General features: G+C 50.0%; 11 protein-coding genes, 1 tRNA gene and 1 riboswitch. Of the genes, 4 read left to right on the top strand and 8 right to left on the bottom strand.

The genetic code is table 11. The annotated features are described in order from the left end of the window. Positions 1–79: 79 nt before the first annotated feature. Complete coding sequence (gene thiC / locus AC6I7T_RS02955) at positions 80–1,891, bottom strand: phosphomethylpyrimidine synthase ThiC (protein WP_497791804.1); 1,812 nt, start codon at positions 1,889–1,891, stop codon at positions 80–82. Between the two features lie 53 nt (positions 1,892–1,944). Continuing rightward, a riboswitch (TPP riboswitch) is annotated at positions 1,945–2,039 on the bottom strand. Positions 2,040–2,200: 161 nt separating this feature from the next. Here thiC and thiM point away from each other — a divergent pair. Both thiM and thiE read left to right on the top strand, forming a co-directional pair. After that, positions 2,201–3,007, top strand: coding sequence for a hydroxyethylthiazole kinase (thiM, locus tag AC6I7T_RS02950; protein ID WP_497791803.1), 807 nt, complete (start codon positions 2,201–2,203; stop codon positions 3,005–3,007). Further along, positions 3,004–3,633: a thiamine phosphate synthase gene (gene thiE, locus AC6I7T_RS02945; RefSeq protein ID WP_497791802.1), complete on the top strand. Its 630-nt coding sequence runs from the start codon at positions 3,004–3,006 to the stop codon at positions 3,631–3,633. The genes thiM and thiE overlap by 4 nt, the downstream gene beginning before the upstream one ends. A 140-nt stretch (positions 3,634–3,773) precedes the next feature. Here thiE and AC6I7T_RS02940 read toward each other — a convergent pair whose 3' ends face one another. The 3 genes from AC6I7T_RS02940 to AC6I7T_RS02930 form a co-directional block, all read right to left on the bottom strand. Continuing rightward, positions 3,774–4,235 carry a magnetosome magnetite crystal formation protein family gene (locus AC6I7T_RS02940; protein ID WP_497791801.1) on the bottom strand — a complete coding sequence of 154 codons (462 nt, stop codon included), beginning with the start codon at positions 4,233–4,235 and terminating at the stop codon, positions 3,774–3,776. 246 nt (positions 4,236–4,481) lie between these two features. Then, positions 4,482–6,230 carry a hypothetical protein gene (locus AC6I7T_RS02935; RefSeq protein WP_497791800.1) on the bottom strand — a complete coding sequence of 583 codons (1,749 nt, stop codon included), beginning with the start codon at positions 6,228–6,230 and terminating at the stop codon, positions 4,482–4,484. Positions 6,231–6,308: 78 nt separating this feature from the next. After that, positions 6,309–7,655 (bottom strand): MATE family efflux transporter, encoded by a 1,347-nt coding sequence (locus AC6I7T_RS02930; protein WP_497791799.1) that lies wholly within the window; start codon positions 7,653–7,655, stop codon positions 6,309–6,311. Between the two features lie 95 nt (positions 7,656–7,750). Here AC6I7T_RS02930 and AC6I7T_RS02925 point away from each other — a divergent pair. Further along, positions 7,751–7,840, top strand: a tRNA-Ser gene (locus AC6I7T_RS02925). Positions 7,841–8,123: 283 nt separating this feature from the next. Here AC6I7T_RS02925 and AC6I7T_RS02920 read toward each other — a convergent pair. After that, positions 8,124–8,303, bottom strand: a complete 180-nt coding sequence (locus AC6I7T_RS02920) for a hypothetical protein (protein WP_497791798.1) — start codon at positions 8,301–8,303, stop codon at positions 8,124–8,126. A 961-nt stretch (positions 8,304–9,264) separates the two neighbouring features. Between AC6I7T_RS02920 and AC6I7T_RS02915 the strand changes: the two genes are divergently transcribed. Then, on the top strand, positions 9,265–11,286 hold the full coding sequence (locus tag AC6I7T_RS02915; RefSeq protein WP_497791797.1) for a methyl-accepting chemotaxis protein: 2,022 nt from the start codon (positions 9,265–9,267) through the stop codon (positions 11,284–11,286). A 109-nt stretch (positions 11,287–11,395) separates the two neighbouring features. Here AC6I7T_RS02915 and AC6I7T_RS02910 read toward each other — a convergent pair whose 3' ends face one another. The 3 genes from AC6I7T_RS02910 to AC6I7T_RS02900 form a co-directional block, all read right to left on the bottom strand. Beyond that, the gene (locus AC6I7T_RS02910) at positions 11,396–11,626 is read right to left on the bottom strand and encodes a hypothetical protein (RefSeq protein ID WP_497791796.1); all 231 of its coding nucleotides are present in this window, start codon (positions 11,624–11,626) and stop codon (positions 11,396–11,398) included. Between the two features lie 38 nt (positions 11,627–11,664). Further along, the gene (locus AC6I7T_RS02905) at positions 11,665–12,726 is read right to left on the bottom strand and encodes an HlyD family secretion protein (RefSeq protein ID WP_497791795.1); all 1,062 of its coding nucleotides are present in this window, start codon (positions 12,724–12,726) and stop codon (positions 11,665–11,667) included. Between the two features lie 108 nt (positions 12,727–12,834). Further along, complete coding sequence (locus AC6I7T_RS02900; protein ID WP_497791794.1) at positions 12,835–13,506, bottom strand: ABC transporter ATP-binding protein; 672 nt, start codon at positions 13,504–13,506, stop codon at positions 12,835–12,837. Between the last annotated feature and the right edge of the window lie 6 nt (positions 13,507–13,512).

The following is a 13,512-nucleotide window of genomic DNA, read 5'->3' as shown; positions in this document are numbered from 1 at the left end:
CTTGCTTCGCAAGAAATGGGATCTGAAGTTATTGAGGATTCAGAGAACAGATAAATCTTGAAACTAGTACTTTCCTGAACTATCGATAGACTTCAGATCCTAGCTGAACGAATTCTCGAGATTTCTCCTCCATGCCCTTCTCTGCTTCGGACGAATATTGATCACGAATCTCCTGCGAAATCTTCATAGAGCAGAACTTCGGTCCGCACATAGAGCAGAAGTGCACTGTCTTTGCATTTTCGTGAGGCAGTGTCTCATCGTGATAGGAACGTGCTCTTTGGGGATCGAGGCTCAAATTGAACTGGTCTTCCCATCGGAATTCGAAACGAGCTTTGGAGAGCGCATTGTCTCGCAGTTGCGCTCCCGGCCAGCCTTTGGCCAGATCTGCCGCATGTGCAGCTAAGCGATACGTGACTATGCCAGTGCGCACATCTTCCTTGTCCGGTAATCCGAGGTGTTCCTTCGGTGTGACGTAGCAAAGCATTGCTGTGCCGTACCATCCGATTTGTGCTGCTCCAATTGCGCTGGTGATATGGTCGTATCCCGGCGCAACGTCCGTGACTAGGGGGCCGAGTGTATAGAACGGAGCTTCGAAGCAATGGCGCAACTCCTCGGTCATGTTCGCTTCAATTCGCTGCATCGGGACGTGTCCTGGGCCCTCAATCATCACCTGGACGTCATGCTTCCAGGCTTGAGCAGTCAGTTCTCCCAGTGTTTTTAATTCGGCGAATTGTGCCTCATCGTTTGCATCATAGACTGAGCCGGGGCGTAATCCATCTCCAAGGCTGAAGGAGACGTCGTAGCTCTTCATGATTTCGCAGATCTCCTCAAAGTGGGTATAGAGGAAGTTCTCGCGATGATGTGCCAGACACCATTTCGCCATGATAGAACCGCCGCGCGAGACGATTCCTGTCAGGCGTTCTGCCGTCAGCGGAATATAAGCCAGACGTACTCCGGCATGGAGAGTAAAGTAGTCGACTCCTTGCTCTGCCTGCTCGATCAGCGTGTCACGCATCAGCTCCCACGTTAAATCCTCTGCTTGCCCTCCAACCTTCTCCAGTGCTTGATAAATCGGCACGGTGCCGATGGGAACAGGCGAATTACGCAAAATCCACTCGCGAGTTTCATGGATATCTTTGCCCGTAGAGAGATCCATGATTGTGTCGGAGCCCCAGTGAATTGCCCAGAGCATTTTTTCTACTTCGTCTTCGATGGAGGACAGGACAGCGGAATTTCCGATGTTGCCATTGATCTTGACCTTGAAATTCCGGCCAATGATCATGGGCTCCAATTCTGCGTGATTGATATTGGCCGGAATGATGGCTCGTCCCGCTGCTACTTCGGAGCGTACAAATTCCGGCGTAATTCTTTCTGGAAGAGTTGCGCCAAAAGATTGCCCTTGATGTTGACGGAGTAGTTTTGCATAGGCTGGATCGCTGCGTAGCTCGTCGAGACGCATGGATTCTCGCAATGCAACAAACTCCATTTCAGGTGTGATGATTCCCTTTCGTGCTGCGTGCATCTGCGTAACATTGCAGCCCGTACGAGCACGAAGTACCTCCCGTCGAAAAGGTAGAGACGGCCTGATAGTAGCTGCCTGATTCTCTGACTCTACGGTGTTGTCCCGCTCCCGAATCCATGCCTTGCGCACTTGAGGAAGTCCTTCGCTCAAGTCGATGGAACAATCCGGATCCGTATAAGCTCCGGAGCAGTCATAGACAGGAATCGGAGGATTCACATCGGTCCTTCCCTGCATGGGCGTTGGCGATTGATTGATTACACGGTAAGGAACGCGCAGATCAGCTCGACTGCCCTGAATGTATTGTCGAAGCGATGCTGAGGAATAGGTGGGAAAGCGGTTGCGGTCAGAATGTCCGTCTTTTGTATGCATATCGCCTCGCAAATTCAAGTATCGAAACAGAAGCGATCATGCCGAATGCATGGACACGAGCATTCAAAACTCCCCACACCGGTTCTAACCGGATCAGGTCCGAAGGGTATTTCTCAGCTCACTTTCGTGGGCACCCCTGTTTCAGCCAACAGAATATAGCAGTGTTGGAGGAATACGCAAATGCAAGCTGTTCTTCCCCCTTGCCTGTAGGTCTTCACTCGATAGCGTGGGGTTGACACGCAGGCCGTTGTTTGTGGTGTACTCGTCGTAACCTCAATCGATACATCGGATCCTTTAGAGAGTGTGGAGATGAACGTAACGCAAGCAGCAGCTATCTTTACCCGCGTTCGCCAAAAACGACCGCTGGTTCACCAGATCACGAACGCAGTTGTGATGAATACTTCAGCGAATATCACTCTTTGTGTCGGGGCATTACCCGTTATGGCGAATGCTCTGGAAGAAGTCGAAGAGATGGTAAGTGCCGCGAGTGCACTCGTATTGAACATCGGCACACTGTGGGCTGAACAGGTAAAGGCAATGCGCCTTGCAGCTCGACGAGCCAATCAACTGGGCATCCCTGTCATTCTGGATCCCGTTGGCGCTGGGGCTACAAAGTTTCGTACTGAAAGTGCTTTGACACTGTTGCGGGAAACAAAGATCGATGTGGTACGGGGTAACCTCGCAGAGGTTGCTACACTCTCTGGAATAAAGGCTGAAATCAGTGGTGTTGAATCGATCAATGTAGGGGGGGATGCTGCCTCGATTGCCGGAGCTTGTGCGAGGAAGTTTAACTGTGTAGTTGCTGTCACAGGCGCAATTGATGTAGTTACCGATGGACGCCGACTACTTCGTATTGCCAATGGTCATCCAATGATGGCCAACGTGACGGGGACAGGATGCATGTCTACCGCAGTAGTTGGTGCCTGCACCGCAGTTGAGAAAGATTATGTGTTTGCTGCTTCGGCAGCGTTGTCGGGCTATGGCCTTGCTGGTGAGCTTGCTGCAGCAAAAGCTCATGGACCAGGGAGCTTTCAGGTAGAGTTCTTCGATGCGGTTGCAAATATGAAAGAAGAGCAGCTACGGCAAGGGATGCGTATTGAAGAAGTGAATTTATGAAAGAGCTTGATCTACGTCTTTGTGTTCTTACGGAGTCCATTCCGGAAATGGGGCGTTCTCATGAAGACGTTACGTTGGCCGCGATACACGGCGGAGCAACGATGATTCAGTTTCGAGACAAGAAGATGGATGATGCTGCTTTCGCAGAAACCGCCAGCCATCTTCTTCGCTTGACGAGGCCTGCTGGTGTGCCGTTGATCGTGAATGACCGGGTGGAAATTGCAATCGCAATTAGAGCCGATGGAGTTCATGTTGGAAGGAACGATGGTGACGCGTTGCAGATTATGGACATGTTGCCTGCCGGAATGATCTTTGGCGTTTCAGCAACAAGCTATGAAGAAGCGCTTTTGATGGATCGCATTGGTGCGGATTACCTTGGAGTCGGCCCGATCTTTTCCACAAAGAGTAAGGCGGATGCAACTCCTCCTATGGGCGAGAAGGAATTGCTTCGAGTAACAGGCGCAGTAAGAACTCCGGTGATGTGTATTGGTGGAATCAATACACAAACATTGCCAAGGTGTATTGCCGCGCATGTGAAAGGGGCTGCTGTAATCTCTGCTGTTACACATGCTGTAGAAATGGCGGCTGCAACAGCGGACCTTCTGCGGCTGTGGGAGCTGACCTAGCACCTACACGGGTGTGGTCATTCGGCCCTAGAGCATCTTCCGCAAAGAAGAGCTATTCTTCTCTTCTCTTCTCTTCTCTACGCTACCTATGCGGGAAATGCCCTAGATACCTGTCCTTGTCTATGCCGAACCTAAATTTTCTAGATTCCTGTTTCAGCTTGTTTTTGTGCTAACGGGCCTATGATGGGGAGCATGTATTGTTGGTGGTTATAGGCCTTGAACATCAGGAACAACCAGCCGGCGAAAAATGCCAAACCCAGCAATAGATCGACTGGAATAAGGACCATCGCGAGAATGCCATGTGTTGCTAACGATAGAACAGTCTGAAGGATGTTCCATACTATCCAAAAGACTATGGAAGCAACATTGAAAAAGATCGATTGGAAAGCATGGAAACGGACAAAGCGGTCCCGCTTATATGGTTCGATAACCAGAAATACAATACCGGTAATGAATCCGAAGATGTAGCACAGTAGCCCGGCCACATTGGATGAAATACCTGTGTTCACTGGGGTAGCGACTGCTGCGGTCCCGACACCGCAGGAAGTACAAAAATTAGTACCATTCTCTAAGGATGCTCCGCATTTTGGGCAGAAAGCCATTAGATTTCTCCTTCCAAAGGAAACCTCGTTCAATTTCCTTGCTCTTGTTGTTTTCAAACCCGAGATTCTAGAGTGGTTCTGCTATTCCAGCTGCTACAGAAGAGCAAAGCAGAGCGGCATTTTTTGCGCGGCCATGATTGTAGACCGGCAACTAACGAATGAAAAGGTCGTTCTGCTCTGAATAGAGAAACAGTCTAGGTTTTCAAAGGAGATTGCGTCGTTTGGAGGAAAAAGCTCTCATCTTATTCAATTCTTTGGTAAAGCAGCCATTCCCCCATTAGTTTTCGAACTGCGGCGATCCCTGAAAGGATTTCGTTCAAGAGCAAAGTCAGCTTCCGGTAAGTGATATGAGCCGAGGTTCTTTTCCGGTTTATCCGGTTCCAAAACCCAAACCTGGCGCCCGGGAAAAGCTTGTACCAGCTCGCGATCATCATCGAAATCCGTGCTGCGAGCCCAAATAATCCTGGCCTTTTGCAAATCGGCTTCGTTGTAGACCCATTCTTCTACGTAGGGATGGTCCTTTGTATAGCGGACAAGGACGAGGTGTTTTCCCGGCTTTTGCGTCAAAATCTTTTCGATTCGTGGACGTTCAACATCGGCGTACCACATCCCCGAGGGACAAGAGCGGTTTTGAAAATGTTGATAGAAAATACAGGATGCAAAGATGAGTTGAGCGAAGAGAAATCCGCGAAGAATATGTACGCCACTCAATTTCCCAATCTGTATGTGATGTAAATAGAAGAGCCCATAAGCAATCAAGAGGAAGAAGAGTGCAGAAGCTGGGGCGCCATACTGAGGAAATGGAAACCAGGCTACAACAATTGTTCCTAAACTAAAGATTAGGAGGACGAAAAGAGGGATCCATCGGATGCCACTTCTCTTCCTCCATAGTGTCCATAATCCCAAGAGGAGTATGAGTCCAAATCCACGGAAGAAGGTCTGATAGTAGACCTTTGCCTTAAGATTGGCGAAGCGGAAGGGGGCCCTTTTTAGAAGGTGGTAACTTTTCATCTCCCAGTGGAGATAGCCATTCTGCATCAAGTCGTGGTGGTATGCGGGGATCTTGCGTATTGGAGAAAAGAGAAATGGGCCGGTGATGTGATATTGGAGGTAGTTGACCTTATAGGGAAGAAGAAGAGGGTTCCCTGTTCCTCTCCAGTTGTAATAGGAGAGCCAGCCCAATGTTGCCGCGCCCAATACAACAGGGATAAAAGCAAGAGCCAGGATCTGTTGGACCCCGATCTTTCTCAACTGCCACAGCAGCGCCAACGTGCATGGTATTGCGATGAGACCGCCTTCATATGGTCGTGTTAAAAGGAGTAGAGCACAGCCGAATCCGAATGGCATTGTTGCAAGCCATGTCTTTCGACGCAAGATTCTAGGCATGCTTCCCAGGACCAATGCGCCGCCGATGCCCTGCGCAGCGATGCAGAAATAATTATCAAACCACCAGTTCCAATTAAAGCAGACAGAGAGAGCAATAATGCCTGCTGACAATGCATATTTTCCTGGAAGCCATCCCGCTACTGCCCAGTAGACAAATCCACAGAACAGTGAAGTTGCGAACAAAACCCCGAACCACGGATTGCCCAAGAGAAAGCCCACGGCCAGGAAGAATCCGACGCCCGGCATATACATCGATTGGTAAGTGGGCCACAAGTTGACATGAAAAGACTCAAACGCCGCAGGAACAGGCGGTTGGGGATTCGTGATTCTTCCAATTGCAAAAGTGTCACCGGATAAAAGGTAACTGAATTCGTCATGAATAACCGGGTTGGGAACCGGTTCTATAAAGAGAAGTGAAGTCCTTATCAGGATGCCAGCTAGAACAAGGACGCTGAAGCACGCAACTGGTCGTTTGCTTAGTAGGGCAAAATAATATCCGGCTTTTGCCGCAAGGTTCTGCCAGGCCTTCGAATAAAGAGCAAGAAGCGTTAGCCCGGCCAGAATTGCCTCTACTAACAAATAATGTGCAGAGGTGTGGATCGGTGACAACGACTGATAGGCTCCTTTTACAGAACGCTCTTCGTACAGTCTGCTTGCTCACCTTAGACGGCAACGAAAGAAAAGAGTTTACGAACGAATCACTCGCGATTCCCTTCTCCACCGCTCCATTAGCCATAGAGCGATGAAGATGAGCGCAATCGTCAAGCCACTCCATAAACCCATGATTCCTAATTTTGTATGGAAGCAAAGCAGATACCCACAAGGTAATCCGACGATCCAATATCCAATAAGGTTGGCTAGCATTGGAGTGCGTGTTTCGCCAAGACCACGAAGTGCGCCAGTGGAGACTGTCTGGATTCCGTCGAAGATCTGAAAGGCCGCAGCCATGGCCAGCAGCGGGATTCCGATCCTCAGGACTTCAGTATTCTGTGAATAGACTTCAAGTATCTGTTTCGGTATCAGTAAGAACGTAATAGCTGCACAGAACATGAAAGAGGTCGCCAATCCTAATGCCATCCATCCGGCTCGTCGTGCTTTGCGCCAATCATCCGCACCGATGCCGTGTCCGACCTTAACGGCGGCGGCAGCGGCCACCCCGAGTGGCACCATGTAGGTCAGGCTGGCGCAGTTAAGTGCGACCTGATGCGCGGCAAGAGCTTCAGGTGTCAATCGGCCAGCCAGAACCGTCGCGGCTCCAAAGGCGCCGACCTCCATGACAATTTGTCCGCCTGCGGGGATTCCTAGCTTTAACAGATGGCGCAAGCGTTCGATCTGGAGTCCTGGCCAATGTTGAAAGAGGGGATGTCCTCTTCGCCTTTCGTGCAACCAGGCGAAGCCCATCAGGCTGGCCGCCATCAGAATGCGTGCGCACACGGTCGATAGTGCCGACCCTCTAACGCCTAATGCCGGAAAACCAAGCTTCCCATAAATTAAGACGTAATTCCCTCCCCAGTTGATTAGGTTTGCCCCTACGAAAGTAGCCATAATTGGCTTTACTTCTTCCACTCCCTGCAGGTACCGGCGGGAAGCTGCGTAAATCAGCAAGGGCAGAGTTCCCCAGTTCAGGAGCCGCAGGTATTCTCCTGCAGGGTTCCCAACAGCCGGATTGACCCCGGCGAGCGAGAAGTGGTTTGCCGCCCAATGGACCATGAGCATGGAAAACGGGGAGACGAGAGCTACCAGGTAGACTCCCTGAGCCAGCCAGCGATGGCAATCATCGAAATCCCGGCGCCCGTACGCCTGCGAAACGAGAGTATCAAGGCCCAGGACGAGGCCTATCCCGAATAGCGAGGGGGCATAGTAGACAGCATTTCCCAACGCCACAGCGCCGATTGCTGCCGGTCCCAGCTTCCCGACCATGATCGTATCCACAATGGACATGGCTACCCAGCCCAATTCGGAGAGGACCACGGGCACAGCCAGCGCCAGCATGGAGCGCAGTTCTCTCTTCCACTCTTGTGCCTTGATTCCCATCCTTTTCACTCTAAAGGGTTGATAGAAAAGAGACCATGTTTTCCCACAGACTTCCCAAGATCGAGTTTTGTGATAAATTCAAGAAGTCGGAAGTTGGAGAGATGGCCGAGTGGCTGAAGGCGCACGCTTGGAAAGCGTGTATACTCGAAAGGGTATCCAGGGTTCGAATCCCTGTCTCTCCGCCAGCCTGCTTTAGTCCCCTTTCGTAATCAGCATTATCTCGAAAAAATCATTGGAATATTATTTTTGAGTCGCTCGTGCACATCGTGTGATGAGAATGATTTTGTATGCAAGAGGGAATGCCTTTCGTACAAAATCAGTGTTGTCATGTCACCGAGTGTAACGGTTGTACGGCCACATTGAAATTGTAGTAACGGTATTGACGTAGCCACTATGTGGTAGAAGGACGAAATGCGCAGGTGGGAGAATGAATCCGCCGCGGCCTTATCAGAGGCGGATAATACCAACTTAAGGCGCTTGTAATTCGATCACGGTGTACCCTTCGGGAATATCAAACACTCCAGAGTTTGGCTCCCCTTCCTGTAAATTCTGAATCTTAATGCTATACGCTTCCTGCGGGGATAAAACAGAAACCGCACCGATCATCCTTTTGCTGTCGCTATACCAACGTTCCGTTGTTTTCACCATCGAGGGGATGCCTTCCACGGTTTGAATGAGCCTTGGAATTCCACGCCGAGGATGGTCTGTTTCCCAAGCTCTTCAGTTCGAGATCTCCATTTGTAGGAAGGATCGAGAATGGAAGCGTAAGAGAACTTAACTTCGGTTGAAACAGGAATTTGCATCTTCGCCGCAATCATCTTCGATGGAAGCAGAACAATCTGCCAACCATTTATAGGGTCAGTAAGAATGACTGATGAGGAAAGAAGCTTCCCGGACTATCCTTTCGCTCCGATATACTCAGTACTCTTCCGCCAGAATCGCGATAATTCGTACCTGTTATCACATAATCAAGTGCAACGCTGCCATCATTCACCGTGTGGGAATGCTCCTCGATTTGCTCGAAATAAATCGGAGCTCCAGGGCTGGGTAGCAAGAGTATCTCAGCCCCTGATACATCTGGGTTATAGGGAGATTGTCCTGGTGCAAAGCCTGATCCCATATAGATGCCCCCAATAAAACCGCTATAACCTAAGTCGCCTAATGCAGATTTTTTCGACCCCAATAGTACCCAAAGGAGTGGTGATCGTCCGACCACCAGATTCCAGCAATCCTACCCGGGACTCCACAGCGCAAGATCCTATTCCCAGAAAGACCCTCTATTGAAGAGTGAGTTCTTTTTATTCAGCCGTATTACACCTTGAAATTCTATTGTTGCCGATTATCAAAATAGCGCCTGGGCAAAACAATGTTATCGATACTTGAGTAGCTTAATATTGGTGATTTCTAATTTTCCGGTTGATGCCTAACTGCTATCCCTATTTAGTTTCCGACCCCTCTTACCATTGTGGGATCTGTTGCATTCTGCGTTCCAACTTTAGTCTCTCTTCTCACTGTTGCTATGCAATTGCCGATATTCTTTGAAGAACTCCTCCAATATTTCCATAGGTTTAGAACCCCCCCACTGGCAAACAGAAAGGGATATAGGGCCATGAAAAATGTACAGAAGGGGCTGACAGCCAGGTTGTTGGGTCCGGTAATAGCCATCGTTTTTGTAATGATGTTGCTCTTCGGCTGGATCGCGGCACGCATGCTGGAGTCAGAGATCCGCGAACGTGCGGCCGAACAGGTGTCGGAACAGACGGAAAGGGTTCTCGATACCCTTAGCACGGTAGATGCTCTCAGTTCGGAGAGCGTTCGTTCGGCAATGAAGATTCTGATGAGAGAGGGCGCGCAGATGGGTGCGCCGCAGGTAGGCGACTCTGTCACTGTGGCCGGGCAAAGCGTGCCTGAATTGAAGTTTGGAAAGACTTCCCTTACCGATTCCCATGAGTTAGTAGACCGGGTGAAATCGCTGATGGGGGGAACCGCTACCCTCTTCGTCCGTCGTGGCAATGACTTCGTTCGTGTTTCCACGAATGTAATGAAGTCCGACGGCTCCCGTGCTGAAGGAACTTTGCTTGATCCAAAAGGAAAGGCCTGGGCGGCACTCAGTAGCAATCAGGCGTTCTATGGAGTGGTGGATATTCTGGGAAGCCCTTACATGACGGGCTACGAGCCTATCCGAAATAGTTCCGGAGAAACCATTGGTGCCTGGTACGTTGGATACCCATTGTCGGCTCTGGGCGGGTTACGGAATCAGATCGAAAAAGCCAATATTCTCGAACACGGATTCCTGGTATTGCTGCGTGGCGATAACAGCATTATTTTTAAGCCCCAGCATCTCTCGGTCGAGGAAGTCCAGAAGCAGATTGCGAATCGCAACAATTCGGATTGGGCCGTCTCTTCCAGCTCCTATGATAGTTGGCACTACACGCTGGTTGCAGCATATCCTCAATCGGATGTGACCAGTAAGGTCCACAGCATGCAGGCATTGATCATCATTTGCACCGTGGTGATGTCGTTGCTGGTCGTGGGGGTGCTATACGCGATTCTGACGCGTCTGGTACTGCGTCCGGTCCAAGTTTTGATCGATCAGATGGAGAATGCGGACCTTAACACAGTTTTGCGCGAAGACCGCATGGATGAAATCGGCACTTTGGCAAGATCTTTCGATCAGTTTGTTTCCAGAGTACGGCAAGTGTTGCTTGAAGTTGCCAAGGTTTCACAGCAACTGGCGAGTGCCTCCGGAGATCTTTCAAGCACAGCGCAGTCCCAGGCCGGATCGGCAGACAAGCAATCGACGCAGGCAAATCAGGTGGTGATGGCCATGCAAGAGATGTCGTCTACGGTGGAGAACATCTCTCAGAGCTCCAGTAAGGCAGCTGAAGCAGCACGCCAGGCAGTGGAAACCGCTCATGAAGGCGGTAGTGTCGTGACAGAGAGCGTTGCGAACATGAAGCTGTTAATTAGTTCTGTTGAGAAGACGGCGCAACAGATCGAATCCTTGGGGCGTCATTCGAAGGAAATTGGCCGGATTACGGCTGTGATCAACGACATCGCAACGCAAACCAACTTGCTCGCGCTAAACGCAGCCATCGAAGCCGCGAGAGCGGGAGAACAAGGTCGCGGCTTTGCAGTGGTTGCAGGAGAGGTCAGGCGTCTTGCCGAGCGTACTACAAGCGCTACCGGAGAGATCGCTCGTATGGTCAATGCGATTCAACAGGAGACACATCTAGCTGTAGAAGCAATGAGCCACAATACAAATGATGTCGAGAAAGGCAGCCAGACGACAGAAAAGGCACTGGAGCAGCTTCAACAGATCATCAAGATGGCCGATCATGTGGGAAATATGATTACGCAGATCGCTGCCGCAGCCAATGAGCAAGCTGTCACGGCTCTACAGGTGAACAATAATGTCGATCAGATTGCCGAATTGGTGAAGGAGTCTGCTGCAGGTGCACAACATTCTGCTGAAGCCTGCGGTGATCTTTCCAGCCTGGCACAAAGATTACAGGGGTTGGTTGCCCAGTTCCGTTTGGACGAACAGGTAATACAGCCTTCTTTCGGTGGACACTCGGCTCCTCAACATGCGGTTTCTGCGAGCAGTAGAATGAAGCAGATTTCCGCCTGAGAGCACCCGAGACAGTCTGCTTCAGAAAAATATAAAGAGCGGCTTTTCCGTAAAAAGCCGCTCTTTAATATTTTGTTGCTGCTCTGAATTGATCGGATTCTAGAAGTTATTACAGCGCTTCTTTAGCCAATTGGCTGGCTGCCTGAATCGTAATCTTCCGAAAGAACCTCTCATTGTCGACTAATATTCCATCCGCGTTTTCCAGTGCCCTTAACCAGAATTCGCCTGCCTTTTGTGTTCTGTCACTTCCGAACATTTCGGACACGGCATGGAGGAATGCCTGTAGCTCCCTCTGAGCGGCATTGGACACCTTGATTACAGAAGACATGGAAGTCGTCATCTCTTTTCCTATTGCATTTGTGCTGCTACGGGAAATGCTTAATCCGTCTGTATGAATGCGTCGACTCGTAACCCTACGGGTAAACTCACTCCGGGGTCGAGCTGAACAAGCGTTTCAAGTATTTTTGTATCTACCTTTTCTTTGGGTTCATCTGTGTTAACGTTCTTGCGTCCAAGTTGCCCACCAACACGAATCACGTGTCCTAAAAACTTTCTAGTGCCATAGGCCTGGGCTGTTACATAAACCTTCTGTCCTTCTGCGAGTCTGCTTACATCGGTTTCGTCGACATCGATCCGGACACGAAGTCCACTCACATCGCCCATCGTGAAAACTGGATCGGATGTGACGCTGGAGTTAGTGATACTCTCTCCCGTGCGATGATGCTTGCGGAGAACCGTGCCGTCAAAGGGCGCGCGCAGGAAGGTCTTTTCATAGACGGCTTGATTCTGAGCTAATTGTGCCTTTGCCAAATCAAGTTCCGCTTTTGCTCTCGCGATATCCTCTTCACGAGAACGGTCATCGATCAGATGGAAGTGTTGCTGCGCAGCATTGAGCTTTGCTTCCGCTACGTTGTATTCGCGCTCATACTTTTCCATCTCTTCTTTGGAGATAACACCGGCTTTCCAGAGTTGTTGCCGTCTTGTCCATTCACTCTTTGTATTCTCCTCGACGGATTCAGCTTCCTTGAGCGCGGCGAAAGACTCTTTACGTTCCTGGATGCGGGAGCCGTTGAGTACCTTGCGATACTCTGCGTCCTTCTCTTTCACCTGGGCGAGACTTGCATCAACGGCAGCTTGGTAGTCGTTGTTGACCAGGACTGCAAGGACTTGTCCTTTCTTTACCTGTGCGCCTTCTTCAACTAGTACTTCTTTCAGCTTTCCGGCAAGCTCGGAACCGACTTTGACTTCTTCCGAGTCTGGCTCAACACGGCCGGGGCCGGCGACGATGGATTTTGTGATAGGTGCCGTCTGGGGCAGAGCGCTTGTTTGTGTCTTCTTGGTTCCAAGAGAAGCAAGTGCAATTCCACTTACAGTGAGTGTCGTCACCGCTGCAAGCAAAATGAGAATCCGTGTCCGGGAGGTATTTTTGCTGTTGCCCATTGAATGCTACCCTTTTCCTCTGCACTTCTCTTTTCTACGTATGTAGACGGAGAAAAGATCAAAATATTTTGTGGATACCGATGATTCGTTTGTTTCTTTGAGGCTGACTTATGCCACTCGTCCGTCTTCAATGCGAACAATACGGTCTGCATACTCGACAATTCGGCTATCGTGTGTTACTACCACGACTGCTTTATTTTGTTTGTGCGCCAATGCTGACATCATTTCTACAACTGTTTTTCCAACATGAGAGTCGAGGGCTGCTGTTGGTTCGTCTGCAAGCAGAATCTCGGGCGAGCCTGCAATCGCGCGTGCAATAGCGACTCTTTGTTTTTGACCGCCGCTTAGATCTGCTGGAAATGCGTCGTATTTTTCATTGAGCTCTACTAGGTCTAAGAGCTGGCGCGCTTCGCTTTTGATTTCGCGTCCACGAAATCCCTTGAGCTTTAGAGCTAACTCTATGTTTTCTCCAGCAGTCAGCGTGGGGAAGAGATTGAATCCCTGAAAAACAAAACCGATGTGTTGCAACCTTATTGCTGGAAGCGAGCTTTCATCTAACTCGGTCACGTTTTTCTCTCCGAGAAAGACGTCGCCCGATGTCGGACGGAGAATGCATCCCATGATCGAAAGTAAAGTGGTTTTCCCGCTTCCCGAAGGTCCCATGAGAAAAACGAATTCTCCGCGTTTGACCGTCAGATTTACGCCTTCCAGCGCAGGCGTTCCTGTCGAGCCGTCCTTATAGTTCTTCGTGAGATTATGGACGGAAATTGCTGAATTCAAAGAATC

It is taken from the genome of Humiphilus diazotrophicus (assembly GCF_059726315.1).
This window is presented reverse-complemented; position numbering and strand designations above follow the sequence as displayed.

Bases quoted from the DNA above. Each gene is read 5' to 3' on its own strand.
- AC6I7T_RS02915 (WP_497791797.1), top strand. From the start codon at position 9,265: ATGAAAAATGTACAGAAGGGGCTGACAGCCAGGTTGTTGGGTCCGGTA.
- AC6I7T_RS02940 (WP_497791801.1), bottom strand. From the start codon at position 4,235: ATGGCTTTCTGCCCAAAATGCGGAGCATCCTTAGAGAATGGTACTAAT.
- AC6I7T_RS02930 (WP_497791799.1), bottom strand. From the start codon at position 7,655: ATGGGAATCAAGGCACAAGAGTGGAAGAGAGAACTGCGCTCCATGCTG.
- thiE (WP_497791802.1), top strand. From the start codon at position 3,004: ATGAAAGAGCTTGATCTACGTCTTTGTGTTCTTACGGAGTCCATTCCG.
- thiM (WP_497791803.1), top strand. From the start codon at position 2,201: ATGAACGTAACGCAAGCAGCAGCTATCTTTACCCGCGTTCGCCAAAAA.
- AC6I7T_RS02920 (WP_497791798.1), bottom strand. From the start codon at position 8,303: ATGGTGAAAACAACGGAACGTTGGTATAGCGACAGCAAAAGGATGATC.
- AC6I7T_RS02910 (WP_497791796.1), bottom strand. From the start codon at position 11,626: ATGACGACTTCCATGTCTTCTGTAATCAAGGTGTCCAATGCCGCTCAG.
- thiC (WP_497791804.1), bottom strand. From the start codon at position 1,891: ATGCATACAAAAGACGGACATTCTGACCGCAACCGCTTTCCCACCTAT.
- AC6I7T_RS02905 (WP_497791795.1), bottom strand. From the start codon at position 12,726: ATGGGCAACAGCAAAAATACCTCCCGGACACGGATTCTCATTTTGCTT.